This is a genomic window from Bradyrhizobium sp. SUTN9-2 (assembly GCF_003122645.1).
Classification (GTDB): domain Bacteria; phylum Pseudomonadota; class Alphaproteobacteria; order Rhizobiales; family Xanthobacteraceae; genus Bradyrhizobium; species Bradyrhizobium yuanmingense.
In genome coordinates, this window is sequence record NZ_LAXE01000001.1 from 5,055,725 (window position 1) to 5,072,847 (window position 17,123).

Sequence of the window (17,123 nt, forward strand, 5' to 3'; positions counted from 1 at the left end):
AGAAGGTGGCTCGCCGCGAAGCGGCGAGACGGATGAGGGGTATCTATCGGCACGGGCAACTCGCGAGATCCCGACTCGCGGAAACAACCCCTCATCCGGCGCCACGGCCGAAGCTTCGCTTCGGCGTCGCTAAGAACGGCGGCCGAAGGCCGCCTATGCCACCTTCTCCCACAAGGGGAGAAGGATTGCACCTCCAGCGGCGCGACAGCGGTGCCTTACGTAAACAACGTCGGCTGCTGCCGCGAGGCGCGTTCCTGCGCTTCCACCACGGCCACGGCCGTCATGTTGAGGATGCCGCGTGCCGTCACCGAGGGGGTGAGGATATGCGCGGGGCGCGCCGGGCCGACCAGGATCGGGCCGACGGGCAGCGCGTCCGCGAGCGACTTGATCATCTGATAGGCGACGTTGGCGGTATCCAGGGTCGGCATGATCAGGATGTTGGCCTCGCCCTCCAGCTTGGAATGCGGCAGCACCATCCTTCGCGCAGCTGCGGAGAGTGCGGTGTCGCCCTGCATTTCGCCGTCGGCCTCGATCTCCGGATGCTTGTCCTTCAGAAGCTGGGTCGCCAGCCGCATCTTGCGTGAGGAATCGGTGTCGTAGCTGCCGAAATCCGAATGCGAGACGAAGGCGATCTTTGGCTTGATGTTGAAGCGCTGGACGTGGACCGCGGCGAGCGATGCGATCTCGGCAAGCTCCTCCGCGCTCGGATTGGGGCGAACTTGCGTGTCGGCGATGAAGAAGGCGCCTTTGCTGGTGATCAATAGCGCCAGCGCCGCATAGTCGCTGATTCCAGGCGAGAAGCCGACGATCTCGCGGACATGGCGCAGATGGCTCATGTAGCGGCCCTCGACGCCGCAGAGCATGGCGTCTGCTTCCCCGCGCGTAACCGCGAGCGCGGCGATCACCGTATTGTTGGTGCGCACCACGGTGCGGGCTGCATCCGGCGTCACGCCGCGGCGACCGGCGACCTCGACATAGGACTGCACGTAGGAGCGGTAGCGCGGATCGTCCTCGGGATTGACGAGGTCGAAATCCTTGCCGGCCCGGATCGAGAGGCCGAAGCGCTTGATGCGCGCCTCCACGACCGACGGACGGCCGACCAGGATCGGCCGAGCCAGCTTTTCCTCCAGCACGACTTGCGTGGCGCGCAGCACGCGCTCGTCCTCGCCTTCGGCATAGATCACGCGCACCGGCTGGGTCTTGGCCTTGGCGAACATCGGCTTCATGACGAGGCCGGAGCGGAAGGCGAAGCGCTCGAGCAGCGCGGTGTATTCGTCGAAATTGGTGATGGGGCGCGTTGCGACGCCCGATTCCATCGCCGCCTTCGCCACGGCCGGCGCGATGCGCAAGATCAACCTGGGATCAAAGGGGCTCGGGATCAGCGAGCCCGGACCGAAGCCCTGCGTCTCGCCGGTGTCGAAACCCTGCGCGACGGCATCCGACGGCGCCTCGCGCGCGAGCTGCGCGATGGCCTCGACGGCGGCCTGCTTCATCTCCTCGTTGATCGCGGTGGCGCCGACATCGAGCGCCCCTCGGAAGATGAAGGGAAAGCAGAGGACGTTGTTGACCTGGTTCGGGTAGTCGGAACGGCCGGTGCAGATCATGGCGTCGGGGCGCGCCTTGCGCGCCTCTTCCGGCATGATTTCCGGCACCGGATTGGCGAGCGCCATGATCAGGGGCTTGTCGCCCATCGCCATGGCCATCTCCGGCTTGAGCACGCCCGGCGCCGAGAGCCCGATGAAGATGTCGGCGCCGCCGATCACGTCGGCGAGCGTGCGCTTGTCGGTCTTCTGCGCATAGACCGCCTTCCAGCGGTCCATCGAGGTGTTGCGGCCCTCGTGCACGAGGCCGTCGATGTCGCAGACCCAGATGTTCTTGCGCTGCGCGCCCATCGAGACCAGGAGATTGAGTGTCGCGATCGCCGCGGCCCCTGCCCCCGACGCGACGATCTTGACCTCGGACAGCTTCTTGCCGTTCAGCCTGAGGCCATTGGTGATGGCGGCGGCGACGATGATCGCAGTGCCGTGCTGGTCGTCGTGGAAGACCGGAATCTTCATGCGCTCCTTCAAGCGCGCTTCGATCTCGAAGCATTCCGGCCCGCGGATGTCCTCCAGATTGATGCCTCCGAAGGTCGGCTCCAGCGCGGCCACGGTCTCGACCACGCGGTCGATGGTGTCGGCGGCGATCTCGATGTCGAACACGTCGATGCCGGCGAATTTCTTGAACAGGACCGCCTTGCCTTCCATCACCGGCTTGGAGGCCAGCGGACCGATATTGCCGAGGCCGAGCACCGCGGTGCCGTTGGAGACCACGGCAACCAGGTTGGCGCGCGTGGTGAGCGTGGCCGCCTCGGCCGGATTCTTGGCGATCTCGGTGCAGGCCGCGGCGACGCCCGGCGAATAGGCCAGCGCGAGGTCGCGTTGATTGGCAAGCGGCTTGCTTGCCTGGATCTCGAGCTTTCCAGGGCGCGGCAGACGGTGGTAGGCGAGCGCCGCCTGGTGGAGATCATCAGAATAGGACGACATGCGGTGTCTCGCCTCGCGTTACCGGCCTCAAAAATGCGATTCGACGGCCCAAGCGGACCGTATTTCCGGGTCATGGAAACGGGATGAAGCACGGCCGAAGGCCCGGTGGCAACATCCGATTGCATCCCCGTCAACAGGGCGCGCCGTCAAATATTTGAAACCATAGCTTTCTCTGGACCGCGCGGCGTTTCGCGAATATGGCAGGTTGCGCGATCCAAAATCGGCAATCGGAGCTGGGAATGAAGCGAATCCTGATCGGCCTCGTCGTGGCAGCGGTGCTCGCCGCGGGCGGATGGTTCGGCTTCAATCTGTATGTGCAGAACCGGGCGACCGCCGAGGTCGAGGCGGTGTTCGCGCAGATCCGCTCGGGTGGGGGCAAGGCGAGCCATGGCAAGATCGGGTTCGAGCTCGCGACCCGGACGCTGACGGTGGAGGACATCAAAGTCGAGCCTGCCCAGGCGCAGCTCGCCACCTTGAAGGTCGCCAAGATCACGGCCGTCGGTGTGCGCCAGCCGGACGAGGCTCGTTTCTCGGCCGACAGCATCGAGGCGTCGGGCGTCGAGGTCGGCTTTACATCCACCGAGCGGATCACCGTGAAGGCGAACTACAAGCTCCCGCAGATCACCGCGCGCAATTTTTCCGGCCCGACCCGCGCAGAGGGCACGCCGGTGACCGGCTCGATTATCGACATGTACCGCTTCATCCTCGCGCAATACGCGAACATCTCGGCGTCGGAGATCGCGGTGCCGACCCTCGAGGTCAACGTCGATGCGGGCGGCAATGCCGGCGGCGGTGATTATGTCTATTCGGGCGTGTCCATCCAGAACGTCAACCGGGGCAAGATCGAAACGGCGAAGATGGACCGCGTCGCCCTTACGGTCGACCTGACCCAGCCGGGCAGGCCCGCGAAGATGACCGGCGAATTGTCCGGCCTGGCCATCTACGAATTCGACCCAACCGCCGTGAGGGCTGCGCTCGATCCGCAAGGATCGAACGACGACAATTTTCACAGGATCTATCGGCGCATCTCGGTCAACTCCTATGTCGTGACGGCGGCTCCCGGCATGCGCATGCAGGTGGACGGGTTCACCTTCGACGACATTGCCATCCGGCCCTCGAAATTCCGGCCGGCCGAGATCATCGCGCTGGTGCCGGCCGACGGCTCGATCCCAACGCCGGCACAGTCGCGTGACATGATCGAGAAGGTGGCCGACCTCTTCGACGGCTTCCAGATCGGCAAGGCCGAAATTGGCCGGCAAACGGCCGAGACGCCGCAGGGGACGGGACGGCTCGACGCGGTCAAATACGATCAGGACAGAATAACGCTGGAGGGCCTCGACATCCCGATGCCGCAGGGCCAGTTCAAGATGGACCGCTTCGCGTTGAAGTCCTTCAGCGTGGCAAATCTGATGCGCTGGGCGGCGAGTCTCCAAACGCCGGGACGGCCGCCCTCGCCCGATCAGATGGTCGGCCTATTCCGCGTGCTCCAAGGTGCCGAGATCAAGGGCGTGGTCTCGCCGTACAAGACGACGCGGCAGCTCTTCACCATCGATACGATCAGCCTGAACTGGGGGGAGTTCGTCGGGCCGATCCCGAGCAAGGTCAATCTGGTCGTGAAGATGGTCGCGCCGACCGATCCCGACAATCCGGCGCTGCAGCCGCTGATCGTGGCAGGCGTGGACAAGCTGGCGATCGATCTGGATCTCGGCGCGGCCTGGACGGAATCGTCGGGCGCGTTCGCGCTCGCCCCCGCTACGCTCGATCTCGGCAACCTCGCCAGGCTGCAGACCCGCGTCGCGCTCGTCAATGTGCCGCGCGGCCTGTTCACGACCGACCCGGCGCAGGCGATGGGTCAGGCAGCGCTGGTCGAAACCGGCGCGCTTGAGGCCTCGCTGCGTGACGGCGGCGTGGTCGATCTCGTCGTGGCGCAGTTCGCACGCATGCAGAATGTCAGCCGCGATGCTGCCCGCAGCGCCATCGTCGCGATGATCAGGGCGCAAGGCGAGAAGATCGCAGGGACCAATAGCGATGCCAGGGGCGCGGTCGACGCGCTCGCCGGATTCGTGGAAGCGCCGGGGCAGACGCTGACCATCAAACTGACGCCCCGCGCCAAGGTGCCGTTGATGCAATTGATGCAGCTCTCGCAAACCGACCCGCAGAGCGCGCTGGCGCAGTTCAGGATCGAGGCGTCGACGGGGCTGTAGTTCGATCTCCCGGATGCGGCTCGGGAGGGCTTCAACTCGTGTCGTCAGTGAAGTCCCGTCGGTCCGGGGCGACCGGGCATGCAGTCTTTCATCGTTCCCCCCTTCAGGAGGCGGCAGTCCCAGTAAAAGTCGAGCATCATGCCGGCGATAAGCAGCGCAATCACTGCCAAGACTAGGGCGGCGACGCGACTGTTGCTCATTGAGCTCTCCGTCCACGACGCGACCTTAGATCGATGTCACGATTAACGTCAACTTGAACACGACGAAGACGAAAAGAGCAAGTTCACCGGAATTCTTGGGCCCCAGCTCAGCAGCGCATCACTCGCGTGCCGCGCTGCGTCCGGGGCACCAGACTAGAAACCGTCAAATTCACTTCTGCGGCAGGTTTACCCGGATGTGCAGCTCGCGGAGCTGTTTCGTGGTGGCTTCCGACGGGGCGCCCATCAGGAGGTCCATGGCCTGCTGGTTCATCGGGAACAGCGAGATCTCCCGTAGATTCGTGGTGCCACAGAGCAGCATCACGATGCGGTCGACACCCGCGGCCATGCCGCCATGCGGCGGTGCGCCGTACTGGAAGGCGCGGTACATGCCGCCGAAGCGGTCGACCACTTCCTGCTCGCCGTAACCTGCAATCTCGAACGCCTTCACCATGGCTTCCGGCACGTGGTTGCGGATGCCGCCCGAGGCGATCTCGTAGCCGTTACAGGTGATGTCGTACTGGAACGCCTTGATCGTCAGCGGATCCTGCGACTTCAGCGCCTCCAGGCCGCCCTGCGGCATCGAGAACGGGTTGTGCGAGAAGTCGACCTTCTTGTCGTCCTCGTTGTACTCGTACATCGGGAAGTCGACGATCCAGGCGAGCTCGAACCGCTCCTTGTCGGTGAGGTTCAATTCCTCGCCGACCTTGTTGCGGGCGAGACCTGAGAACTTCCAGAACTTGTCGGGATCGCCGGCGACGAAGAAGGCGGCATCGCCTTCCTTGACGCCGAGCTGCGCGCGGATCGCGGCGGTGCGCTCGGGCCCGATGTTGTTCGCGAGAGGACCTGCGCCCTCGCCGCCCTCGCGCCACATGATGTAGCCGAGGCCGGGCTGGCCCTCGCCTTGCGCCCACGAGTTCATGCGGTCACAGAAGGCGCGGCTGCCGCCGCCCGGTGCCGGGATCGCCCAGACCTGGTTCTTGGGATCTTCGAGCATGCGCGCGAACACCTTGAAGCCGGAGCCGCGGAAATGCTCGGAGACGTCCTGCATCTCGATGGGATTGCGCAGGTCCGGCTTGTCGCTGCCGTACTTGCGCAACGCCTCGGCGAACGGAATCCGGCGCCAGCCCTTGGTCACCGGCTTCCCCTTGGCAAACTCTTCAAAGACGCCCGTGATCACAGGCTCCATCGCCGCGAAGACGTCTTCCTGCGTCACAAAGCTCATCTCGACGTCGAGCTGGTAGAACTCACCGGGCAGACGGTCGGCGCGCGGGTCCTCGTCGCGGAAGCAGGGCGCGATCTGGAAGTAGCGGTCGAAGCCCGACATCATCAGCAGCTGCTTGTACTGCTGCGGCGCCTGCGGCAGCGCGTAGAACTTGCCGGGATGGATGCGCGACGGGACGAGGAAGTCGCGCGCGCCTTCCGGCGAGGACGCGGTCAGGATCGGCGTGTTGAACTCGAAGAAGCCCTGCCCCTCCATGCGCCGGCGCATCGACTTGATGATCTCGACGCGCGTCATGATGTTCTGGTGCAGCTTCTCGCGACGCAGATCCAGGAAGCGATACTTGAGGCGGATGTCTTCGGGATATTCCTGGTCGCCGAACACCGGCAGCGGCAGGTCGCCGGCCGGTCCCAGCACCTCGATCTCGCTGATGTAGACCTCGACCTTGCCGGTCGGCAGGTCGTCATTGTCGGTGCCATCGGGGCGGCGGCGGACCTTGCCGTCCATCTTGACCACGAATTCCGAGCGCAGCTTTTCGGCCAGCGAGAACGCCGGCGAGTCCGGGTCGACCACGCACTGGGTCAGGCCGTAATGGTCGCGCAGGTCGATGAACAGCACGCCGCCATGGTCGCGGACGCGATGGACCCAGCCGGAGAGGCGGATGGTCTCGCCGATGTTGCTCTCGCGGAGCGCGCCGCATGTATGTGACCGGTAGCGATGCATGGTCGTCCCAAAATCAATGTCTGAAGGAAGCGAATCGAACGGCCCGTGATGGCCGGTCCGAAGTTGCGGCAGGGTTTACCCCGGCAGGACGGGGGCGGCAACCAAGGGAACGGCCGGATTTGGACCTCAGGTGCCCATTTTTGGCTTATCCGGGGGCGAACCTTTGCCGATTGACGTTCCAGCCCTATCTTGAGGTCATGACGGTGCATTTCCCCTTCCAGAACTCCTATTCGGCGCTGCCGGACAACTTCTTCGCCCGCGTCGCGCCGACCCCCGTCGCCGCGCCCCGGCTGATCAAGCTGAACCGGCCGCTGGCGGTCCAGCTCGGGCTTGATCCTGATGTGCTGGAGACCCCTGAAGGCGCGGAAATCCTGGCCGGCAAGACGGTTCCCGCCGGAGCGGATCCCATCGCCATGGCCTATGCAGGGCACCAGTTCGGGCATTTCGTGCCGCAGCTCGGCGACGGCCGTGCCATCCTGCTCGGCGAGGTCATCGACAAAGACGGCGTCCGCCGCGACATCCAGCTCAAGGGAAGCGGCCCCACCCCATTCTCCCGCCGCGGCGACGGCCGCGCGGCGCTCGGCCCGGTCTTGCGCGAATACATCGTCAGCGAGGCCATGTTTGCGCTGGGCATCCCGACCACGCGCTCGCTCGCCGCGGTCGTCACCGGCGAGCACGTCATCCGCGAGACCGCGTTGCCCGGCGCGGTGCTGACCCGCGTCGCCTCCAGCCACATCCGCGTCGGCACCTTCCAGTTCTTCGCGGTCCGCCGCGACACCGAGGCGATCCGCCGGCTCGCCGATCACGTCATCACGCGCCATTATCCGGACCTGCTCCACGCCGAGCGGCCGTATCACGCGCTGCTCGCCGCCGTGGTCGCGCGCCAGGCCGAGCTGATCGCACGCTGGCTGCTGGTCGGCTTCATTCACGGCGTGATGAACACCGACAACAGCTCGATCTCGGGCGAGACCATCGATTATGGCCCGTGCGCGTTCATGGATTCCTACAATCCTGCCCAGGTGTTCTCCTCGATCGACGAGATGGGCCGCTACGCCTATGCCAACCAGCCGCGCATCGGCTTGTGGAATTTGACGCGGCTTGCCGAATGCCTGCTGCCGCTATTTTCGGACGACCAGGAGAAGGCCGTCGCCGAAGCCCAGGACATTCTCGGCGCGTTCTCCGACCAGTTCAGCGCGGCCTATCAGGCCGGCTTGCGCAGGAAGGTCGGCCTGTTCACGGAGCGCGACGGCGACGATGCGCTGATCCAGGACCTGCTCGACGCCATGGCCAAGAACCAGGCCGACTTCACCCTCATCTTCCGCAAGCTCGGCGAGGCCGCCGGCGATGAGGCTGCGGACGTGCGCGGCCAGTTCATGGAGCCCGCAGCCTTCGACGAATGGGCCGGCCGCTGGCGCGCACGCATCGCGCTGGAGCCGCAAACCGCCGCCGAGCGCCAGGCCGCCATGCACGCGGTCAACCCGCTCTTCATCCCGCGCAACCACCGCGTCGAGGCCGTGATCCAGGCCGCGGTGAACGACGACGACTTCGCCCCGTTCGAGGAATTGGTGAAGGTGCTGGCAAAGCCGTTCGACGACCAGCCGGTGTACGCCGCCTACGCCGACCCGCCGCTGCCGGACCAGCGCGTGCTGCAGACGTTCTGCGGGACGTAGCTACAAGTCCGCTGCGTAGGGTGGATTAGCCGAAGGCGTAATCCACCACTTCTCTCGACGCGCGAAAAGCGAAAAGGTGGATGACGCTTCGCTAATCCACCCTACGCACTCATTCTACTTCGTCGCCTTCTTCACCCCGCCGAACGATGCCACGTCGAATTTCTGAGGATCGACGGTCTCGTAGCGTGACCACTCCATGTCCGGCATCTTGCCGTAGCGTTCGCTCCAGGCCTTGTCCGTCGTCGTGTTGCCGGGAGCGACGGGGCGAAGCTCGAAATGCAGCACCTTGCTCGGGCCGATCTCGCCGATCGTGTCCTTCGCTTTGACGGTCGCTCCCACCCTAAGTGTCTCGCCTTTCGGACCGACCACGCGGCCGAGCTGGACGTAGCGCGTGTAGACGATGCCGCCATTGGGATAGGTGTGCTTGAGCACGACGTATCGGCCGCAGCCGCCGATCCCGGGAAAATCGGCCGGCGCCTGCTCGCCGGCCTCGATCTTGACGATAACGCCGTCCGCCATCGCTGCCACCGGAGCGCCCGGCTTGTCGGCGGTGAAATCGACACCGGGATGCTCGTCGTGGGTCCAGCATCCGCAGGATGTCATCGTCGTGTCCGCCGGGTTGTCGGCACGTGGAAAGCTGCGCGGGGTCAGGAATTCGTTGACCAGCAGTCCCGGCCCGTCGGGCGAGGTGAAGGCATGGATCGCATAAAGCGAGAGCTTGCCGCCGACCGGCACCTCGTTCGGGAGAAACCCGTAAACCACGTCCTGCATGAAGACCTTGAGCTCGCGCCCCTTGGCGGAGCGCACCGTGATGCAGTTGGTCGCCTGCAGGCTGTCGGCATCCTGCTTGGGCATGCCGCTCATGATCAGAGACCGCTTGAGCGCTCCGTTGGCACACGGCTCGCCGTGAGAGGCCAGCGTGACATCGAGCTTCAGCGGCGACATTGGGTAGACGTCCATGCCGGTGGCGGGCCGCCGGCGCGCCAGGAATTCGTCGAGATCGGTCTCCTTGTAGCGGGCGAAGTTGAACTCGGCCGCGGTCGCACGCGGACCGGTGCTCAACACGGCAAGCAGGACGGAGAGAGTAAGCAATCCCAGCTTGCGGAAGACTCGCGGCGGCATTGGGGAAACTCGTGATGCAAATGAGGCTTGGACCCAGCAAACCATGACCGCATCTTCACGGCAAGGTAGCTCCTTCACTGCAGCGCAATCGTGAGGCGCCATCCGCGTCGCATCTGCCCCCGGAGGCGTGTCCACATCTTCAGCAGGCCGCGGGAACCGCTGTCATCAAACTGAAACACACGCGCTCTAACGGGCTGACAGCGCCGTCTTGCCGGAGGCGCAGATCCTCCCACCGTCCCGATTTAGGCGCGCCATGCCCTTCAAATTCATCCACCTCACCGACACGCATCTCGCGAATCCCGGCTCGATGCTCTACGGCCTCGATCCGCGCGCCCGGCTGGATGCGGCGATTGCCGACATCAACAAGCATCAGTCCGACGCTGCGTTTGCGGTCGTGACCGGCGACCTCACCCATTGGGGCGAAGCTGAATCCTACGCCAACTTCGCCGAGGCGATGGCAGCGCTGAAAATTCCCTACATCGCGATGGTCGGCAATCACGACAAGCGCGTCACCTGCCTCGACGCGCTGAAGGCGGCGCCGCGCGATGCCAACGGCTTCGTGCAGGGCACGCGCACCACCGAGCACGGCCTGTTCGTCTTCCTCGACACGCTGGACGAGACCAGCCATGCCGGCGAGATGTGCGCAAGGCGCCTCGGCTGGCTGGCGAGCACGCTCGCCGCCGCATCCGCCGACCAGGAATTCGTCGTGTTCATGCACCATCCGCCTTTCCCGGTCGGCGTCCACGCCATGGACGAGATCGCGCTGAAGCAGAGCGCCGAATTCGCGGAAGTCATCGCGCCCTATCGCGCGCGGATCCGCCACCTCTTCTTCGGCCATGTGCACCGGCCGATCTTCGGCAGCTACGGCAAGATCCCGTTCTCGACGCTGCGCGGGACCAACCACCAGGTCTGGTTCGAGCTCGACGTCGCGGCCAGCGAGCATCTCGCCAGCCACGAGCCGCCGGCCTATGGTGTCGTGCTGATCGACGACGAGAACCTCGTCGTGCACAGCCACGATTTCCTCGACCAGAGTCTGCGCTTCCCCTTCGAGCCACCGGCGGGAGTGGACGGCCGCGACTACGCGCTCAATTTCCGGGCGCGATGAGATGAGCCTCGCTGAACCCGCGGCTCTCCCGGTCGCGACGTCGGCGGCACCGCGTCTGCACCTTCTGAAGCGCTTCACGAGCCGCTTCAAGGCCTCGCTGCCGGCCTATCTGCTGCTCCTGCCCTCGCTGGTCTTCCTCGCGCTGTTCACCTATGGCGCGATGGGGCGCGTGCTGATCGATGCGCTCTATCAGCGCGACGCCGAAGGCGCCGGTGCGTTTCGTCGGCTTTGAGAACATCAGCGCGGTGCTTGCCGACCCCGCCTTCGCAGGAGCCGTCGTCAACAATTTGATCTACGCCGTCGGCACGGCAGTGCCGAGCATCGCGCTTGCGCTGTTGTTCGCGCTGGCGCTGGCGCGCACTCATGCCGTGAACAGCGCACTGCGCGCCGCGCTGTTCCTGCCGGTGCTGATCCCGATGGTCGCGGCCTCGGCGCTGTTCCTGTTCATCTTCCTGCCGAACGTCGGCCTGCTCGACTATTACATCGGCCGGCTGCTGCCGGTGCTGCCGAACTGGCTCGGCGATCCCGACATCGCGCTCTATGCGATCATGGTCATCACGATCTGGAAGAATGCCGGCTATTACATGCTGTTCTTCCTCGCCGGCCTCCAGGCCGTGCCCGAGGACGTGATGGAGGCCGCGCATCTCGACGGCGCCGGACCGTATCGGCGGCTGCGCCATATCATCCTGCCGGAGCTCAAGCCCACCTTCCTGTTCGTCACCGTCATCGCCACGCTGAATGCGGTGACGCAGGTCGACCACGTCTTCGTCATGACTCAGGGCGGACCCTCCAACGCGACCAACCTCGTGCTGTTCTACATCTACCAGCAGGCGGTCGAGCATTACGACATCGGCAAGGCCTCGGCCGCGACGCTGCTGACGCTGGCCACGCTGATGGCCCTCACTGCGCTGTCCTTCCGCACGATGGCGAACCGCGAGGGCGGGCCGTGAAGCTGATCGATAGGCTGTGGAAGGATGCCCCGCTCGCCACCCGCGGCGAGATCACGCCCAAGATCGGCTTTGCGCTGACGGTGCTGCTCGCGATGGTCTGGCTGATCCCCTTCCTGTGGATGGTCGTCGCGACGCTGCGCCCGGCCTCCGACGGCATCAACGCCATGGCCGAGCTGATGCCGAGCCTCAAGCCCACGCTCGACAACGTCAGGGACGCCTGGGAGATCGGCGACTTCCCGCGCTATACGCTCAACACCACCATCATCTGTACCGGCATCCTCCTGGTGCAGTTCGTCACGATCACGCTGGCCGGCTTTGCCTTCGCGCGCCTGGATTTCGCCGGCAAGACGCCGATCTTCTACCTGTTCCTGATGCAGCTGATGCTGGTGCCGGTGCTGCTGATCGTGCCGAACCTGTCGCTGGTGGCGCAGCTCGGTCTCTACGACACGCTCACCGGGGTGATGATGCCGTTCTTCGCCTCGGCCTTCGGCACCTTCCTGATGCGCCAGGCGTTCGAGGCCATTCCGACCGAGCTGGAAGACGCCGCCCTGATCGACGGCGCCGGCCTGTTCCAGCGCATCCGCCACATCTACGTGCCGCTGTCGATGCCGAGCTTCTCGGCCTTCGCCATCATCTCCGTGACCAGCCACTGGAACGACTTCCTGTGGCCGCTGATGGTGATCAATTCGCCGGACAAGCGCCCGCTCACGATCGGCCTCTCCGTCTTCACCAAGACCGCCGAAGGCACGCAGGCCTGGGGCACCATCGCCGCCGGCACGCTCATGGTGATCGCGCCTCTGCTCGTCGCCTTTCTGATCTTCCAGAAACGCTTCATCAGCTCTTTCGTCACCTCAGGCATCAAATAGGAGATTTTCCGATGCTGTTCTCTCGCAGGCTCATGCTCGGCCTTGCCATGGTAGGCACCATGGCAGGCGCCCTCGCCGTTCCGGCCAAGGCCGAAGGTCCGACCGAGGTCGATCTGTTCTTCCCCGTCCCCGTCGACGGCAAACTCGCCCGCGACATGGGCACCCTGATCAAGGAGTTCAACGAGACTCATCCCAGCGTCAAGGCGACTGCGGTCTACACCGGCTCCTATGACGACACGCTGATCAAGACCCGCGCCGCGATCAAGGCCGGCAAGCCGCCGGCCGCCGTGATCATGTCGGCGAACTTCCTGCTGGACATGCAGATCGAGAACGAGCTCACCAATCTCGATGCGCTGATCAAGGCCGACGGCACCACCAAGGAGCAGTTCCTCGGCCAGTTCTTCCCGGCGCTGCACGGCAATGCCGTGATCAACCGCTCGGTCTACGGCGTGCCCTTCCACAATTCGACGCCGCTGCTCTACATCAACGCCGACAAGGCCAAGGAAGCGGGCCTTGATCCGAGCAAGCCGCCGCAGACCTGGGCCGAGGTCACCGACTGGGCCAAGAAGCTGACCAAGCGCGAGGGCGACAAGGTGACCCAATGGGGCATCGCGATCCCCTGCGCCTACGACTATTGCGGCTGGATGATGGAAACGCTCACCATGAGCAATGGCGGGCGCTACTACAACGAGGAGTTCGGCGGCGAGGTCTATTACGACACGCCCTCGATGCTGGGTGCACTGACCTGGTGGAACGACCTGATCTACAAGCACAAGGTCCACACGCCCGGCGCCACGCCCGGCCCTGCGGTGAGCACCTCCTTCATCTCGGGCAATGCCGCGATGATGATGCTGTCGACAGGCTCGCTCACCTATGTGCGCGACAACGCCAAGTTCCCCTACAAGGTCGCCTTCATCCCGCGCAACGTCCGCAACGCGGTGCCGATCGGCGGCGCCTCCCTGATCATGCCGGCCGGGCTTGAGGCCGACAAGCAGAAGGCCGCCTGGACGCTGATCAAGTGGATGACTTCGCCCGAGAAGAGCGGCTGGTGGAGCCGCGCCACCGGCTATTTCGCGCCGAACATGGCCGCCTACAAGACGCCGGAGATGGTCGAATTCCTGGCCAAGAACCCGGACGCCAAGACCGCCGTCGAGCAGCTCGACGTCGCAAAGCCGTGGTTCGCGACCTACAAGACCGTGCCGGTGCGCAAGAACCTCGAGGACGAGGTGATGCTGGTCCTCAACGGCAAGAAGCAGCCGAAGGAAGCTCTCGCCGCCGCCCAGAAAGCCGCCGACGAGACGCTGAAGCCATACAACGCGGAGACGTCGCTGAAGCTGCCGTAAAATCGGCTGTCCATCGCACGAACAAGCTTCGGCGCCCCGTCATGCGGGGCGCCGAATGCGTTGGGAATGCGCTCGATCAGATCGTCACCACGATCTTGCCGAACTGATCGCTCGACTCCAGAAACCGATGCGCTTCGACGATGTCCTCGAAGCGGAACGTCCTGGCGATGACCGGCTGCAACGTGCGATCCGACAGCCCGTCGAGAATGAACGCCTTGGCCTGCGCGAGGCGCGCGGGATCGCGGATGATCTCGTGCACGAGGTAGCCGCGCAACACCAGGCTCTTCGTCAACACGTTGAACAGCGGAAACGGCGTCGGCTCAGGACTCAATCCACCATATTCGATCAGGATTCCGCCCGGCGACATGGCCGCGGTCAGCGGCTCGAACGCGGGACCACCGACGGCGTCGAAGACGACGCGGACCCCGTTAGATCCGGCGATCGCCTCCAGCCGCGCCCGAATGTCGTCTTCGTCCGAGGCGACGACATGGGCCGCGCCGGCATCGCGCAAGGCCCCAAGCTTGGCCGAGGTCCGCGTCAGCGCGACCGCGGTCGCGCCGACCCGGTTCGCAATCTGAATCGCCGCAATCCCGACGCTGCTGGATGCAGCGGTGATGGCGACGATGTCCCCTCGACCAAGTCGGGCGATGTCGACCAAAGCGCCGTAGGCCGTCAGATACTGCATCCACACGGCCGCCGCCTTCTTGAAGCCGAGCTCCGGCGGATGTTTCACGATGAGTTCGGCCGGAAACGTCGCGAGCTCGGCATAGGCCGGCCATCGCACCATCGACAGCGGCGGCACGATGCTCACGATATCGCCCGGCACAAAGCTCGTCACATCGTCCCCGACCGCTTCGACGATGCCGGCCGCCTCGAGACCCAGCCCAGATGGAAATGTCGCGCGCTCGATATAGGTCCCCGTTCGCAACAAGGCCTCGGCGCGATTGAGGCCGAGTGCCTTGACCCGGATCTGCACCTCGCCCGTCGCCGGTGGCGGAACATCGATCGTTTCGATGCGCAGCACGTCGGGACCACCATGGCGATAAAAGCGAACGGCGCGGGCCATGGATGCACTCCAAAACAGTTGAACTGAATAGAGCTATGCCGTTCCGTACGAAGGGGATAAATCGCCGAAGCACGCCAACAGTCGAAACCAGGAGTTTTCAATCATGGACCGCGTGACCAGCATGGCCGTGTTCGTCAGGGCCGTCGATCTCGGCTCGTTCGCGGCTGCGGCCGATGCCCTGGAGATGTCGGGGCCGATGGTTGGCAAGCACGTCCGTTTCCTCGAAGAGCGCCTCGGGGCGCGGCTCCTCAACCGCACCACGCGTCGCCAGAGCCTGACCGACGCCGGCCAGGCCTACTACGAACGCTGCCGCGCGGTGCTGAGCGAGGCCGAAGCCGCAGATAGCGTCGTTGCCGACCAGCTGTCGGAGCCGCGCGGCAGGCTGCGCGTCACCATGCCGGCCCTGCTGGGACGGCACTGCATTGCGCCGTTGCTGATGAAGCTCGCGCGGAAATATCCGCATCTCGAACTCGACCTCTCGTTCGGCGATCCGATTGCCGACATCGTCGAGGCCGGCTACGATCTGGCAATCCGAACCGGCGATCTCGATGACCAGTCCGGCCTGATCGCACGGCGCATCGCAAGCCAGCGCATGGTGGTATGTGGCGCGCGGTCGTATTTGCGCACGAGCGGCAGGCCGAAATCGCTCGACGATCTCGCCGCCCATCAAGCGATCATCTATCGCGGCTCAGGGCGTGTCCGGCCGTGGCTCTTTCCGCAGGAGGGCGCGCCTCCGCGCGAGATCATGCCATCGGGCCGGCTCCGACTCGACGACCTGGAGGCGATTGCCGATGCCGCGGCACAAGGCATGGGTCTCGCCTGGCTTCCCTATTGGCTGGTCCGCGAGCGCCTCGACACGGGTGCGCTGATCAATCTCTTCAGCAGTCAGCCCCAATTCCTCTACGAGTGCCACGCTCTCTGGCCGCGCTCACCCCGGCTGCCGCCGAAGGTGCGCGCCGCCGTGGACATCCTCGCGACCGGCTTGCCGAAGCTGATGGCGTGACCATGGCTGCGCCCAATTAACTTCTCGTCCACCATCCGGCCCGGCCTGGCGCCGGTAACCACGAGAATTAACAGACCCTCAACGCACCCCCGACAAATCTATCAATGTTTCTGGAGATTTCGCCGTGGATCTGTTGGTTATCGAGTTCCTGGGACTGGCGCTGGTCGCCATGTGCGTCCTCGTGGTGGCGCTGCCCTGCGCACGAAAATCCTCGCAGCGGGTCCGCTACGAATAGGATTTTCGTCGGAAAGAGACGATTCCGGCCCGATGCAAGGCTCGAATTCGCTCAGAGCCCCTTGACATCACAGCACTTTCGGCGGAACGGCTGATACCAAGTGTCATGGGCCGTTCATGGATTTAATTACCACCACCGCTGACCTCGCGGCTGCCTGCAGCCGGCTGGCCAAGCACCCCGTCATAACAGTCGATACCGAATTCCTGCGCGAGACCACTTACTACCCGCTGCTGTGCGTGGTGCAGATGGCCAGCGCCGAGGAAGCCGTGGTGATCGACACCCTGGCCGAGGGGATCGATCTCAAGCCGTTCTTCGAGCTGATGGGCAACGAGGGCGTGCTCAAGGTGTTTCACGCCGCCCGCCAGGACATTGAGATCATCTGGCACCAGGCGGGCATCATCCCGCACCCGGTGTTCGACACCCAGGTGGCTGCGATGGTGCTCGGTTACGGCGACAGCATCGCCTATGACGCGCTGGTCGAGAAGGTCACCGGCCACCGTCCGGACAAGACCCACCGCTTCACCGACTGGTCGCGCCGGCCGCTGACCAAGGAGCAGATGCATTACGCGGTCTCCGACGTCACCCATCTGCGCGACGTGTTCGCCGCGCTCGACGCCGACCTGAAGAAACGCCGCCGCAGCGAATGGGTCTCCATCGAGATGGAGGTCCTGACCTCCCCCCGCACCTATGATTTCCATCCCGAGCGCGCCTGGGAGCGCCTGAAGACGCGGGTCCGCAAGCCCAAAGACCTCGCGGTGCTGATGGAGGTCGCGGCCTGGCGCGAACAGGAGGCGCAGAGCCGCGACGTGCCGCGCGGCCGCGTGCTGCGCGACGAAGCCGTCACCGATATCGCGACCCACGCGCCGACCACGCTGGAGAAGCTCGCCCATCT

Annotated in this window: 12 protein-coding genes and 1 pseudogene; 8 read left to right on the top strand and 5 right to left on the bottom strand. The window is 64.9% G+C overall.

Going from position 1 to position 17,123, the window contains the following annotated elements; translation table 11 throughout:
- Window positions 1–215: 215 nt before the first annotated feature.
- Complete coding sequence (locus XF30_RS23470) at window positions 216–2,525, bottom strand: NADP-dependent malic enzyme (protein WP_109143972.1); 2,310 nt, start codon at window positions 2,523–2,525, stop codon at window positions 216–218.
- 239 nt (window positions 2,526–2,764) lie between these two features.
- On the opposite strand from XF30_RS23470, the gene XF30_RS23475 reads away from it, so the two are divergent.
- The gene (locus XF30_RS23475) at window positions 2,765–4,729 is read left to right on the top strand and encodes an aq_1923 C-terminal domain (RefSeq protein WP_109143973.1); all 1,965 of its coding nucleotides are present in this window, start codon (window positions 2,765–2,767) and stop codon (window positions 4,727–4,729) included.
- Window positions 4,730–4,773: 44 nt separating this feature from the next.
- On the opposite strand, the gene XF30_RS38220 is transcribed toward XF30_RS23475, so the two are convergent.
- Window positions 4,774–4,929: a hypothetical protein gene (locus tag XF30_RS38220; protein WP_158284410.1), complete on the bottom strand. Its 156-nt coding sequence runs from the start codon at window positions 4,927–4,929 to the stop codon at window positions 4,774–4,776.
- 169 nt (window positions 4,930–5,098) lie between these two features.
- Entirely contained in the window at window positions 5,099–6,871 is a 1,773-nt protein-coding gene (gene aspS, locus XF30_RS23480) for an aspartate--tRNA ligase (protein ID WP_109143974.1), read from the bottom strand.
- Between the two features lie 197 nt (window positions 6,872–7,068).
- On the opposite strand from aspS, the gene XF30_RS23485 reads away from it, so the two are divergent.
- On the top strand, window positions 7,069–8,541 hold the full coding sequence (locus XF30_RS23485) for a protein adenylyltransferase SelO (RefSeq protein WP_109145829.1): 1,473 nt from the start codon (window positions 7,069–7,071) through the stop codon (window positions 8,539–8,541).
- Between the two features lie 114 nt (window positions 8,542–8,655).
- On the opposite strand, the gene XF30_RS23490 is transcribed toward XF30_RS23485, so the two are convergent.
- On the bottom strand, window positions 8,656–9,663 hold the full coding sequence (locus XF30_RS23490; protein ID WP_109143975.1) for a M23 family metallopeptidase: 1,008 nt from the start codon (window positions 9,661–9,663) through the stop codon (window positions 8,656–8,658).
- Window positions 9,664–9,916: 253 nt separating this feature from the next.
- Here XF30_RS23490 and XF30_RS23495 point away from each other — a divergent pair, with 253 nt between their 5' ends.
- From XF30_RS23495 to XF30_RS23510, 4 genes and pseudogenes are all read left to right on the top strand, one after another.
- Complete coding sequence (locus tag XF30_RS23495; RefSeq protein WP_109143976.1) at window positions 9,917–10,768, top strand: phosphodiesterase; 852 nt, start codon at window positions 9,917–9,919, stop codon at window positions 10,766–10,768.
- 1 nt (window position 10,769) lies between these two features.
- Window positions 10,770–11,718 (top strand): annotated as a pseudogene (locus tag XF30_RS23500) (carbohydrate ABC transporter permease).
- Window positions 11,715–12,584 (top strand): carbohydrate ABC transporter permease, encoded by an 870-nt coding sequence (locus tag XF30_RS23505; RefSeq protein WP_109143977.1) that lies wholly within the window; start codon window positions 11,715–11,717, stop codon window positions 12,582–12,584. Before XF30_RS23500 ends, XF30_RS23505 begins: the two are co-directional and overlap by 4 nt.
- 11 nt (window positions 12,585–12,595) lie before the next feature.
- A complete protein-coding gene (locus XF30_RS23510; RefSeq protein WP_109143978.1) occupies window positions 12,596–13,927 on the top strand; it encodes an ABC transporter substrate-binding protein in 1,332 nt (443 codons plus the stop codon).
- 76 nt (window positions 13,928–14,003) lie between these two features.
- Here XF30_RS23510 and XF30_RS23515 read toward each other — a convergent pair whose 3' ends face one another.
- Window positions 14,004–14,993 carry a zinc-dependent alcohol dehydrogenase family protein gene (locus XF30_RS23515; RefSeq protein ID WP_109143979.1) on the bottom strand — a complete coding sequence of 330 codons (990 nt, stop codon included), beginning with the start codon at window positions 14,991–14,993 and terminating at the stop codon, window positions 14,004–14,006.
- Window positions 14,994–15,096: 103 nt separating this feature from the next.
- Here XF30_RS23515 and XF30_RS23520 point away from each other — a divergent pair, with 103 nt between their 5' ends.
- Both XF30_RS23520 and rnd read left to right on the top strand, forming a co-directional pair.
- Window positions 15,097–15,996 carry a LysR family transcriptional regulator gene (locus tag XF30_RS23520; protein WP_109143980.1) on the top strand — a complete coding sequence of 300 codons (900 nt, stop codon included), beginning with the start codon at window positions 15,097–15,099 and terminating at the stop codon, window positions 15,994–15,996.
- 351 nt (window positions 15,997–16,347) lie between these two features.
- Window positions 16,348–17,123, top strand: a 776-nt coding sequence (gene rnd, locus XF30_RS23525; RefSeq protein ID WP_244609106.1) for a ribonuclease D, incomplete at its 3' end; no start/stop codon positions are given.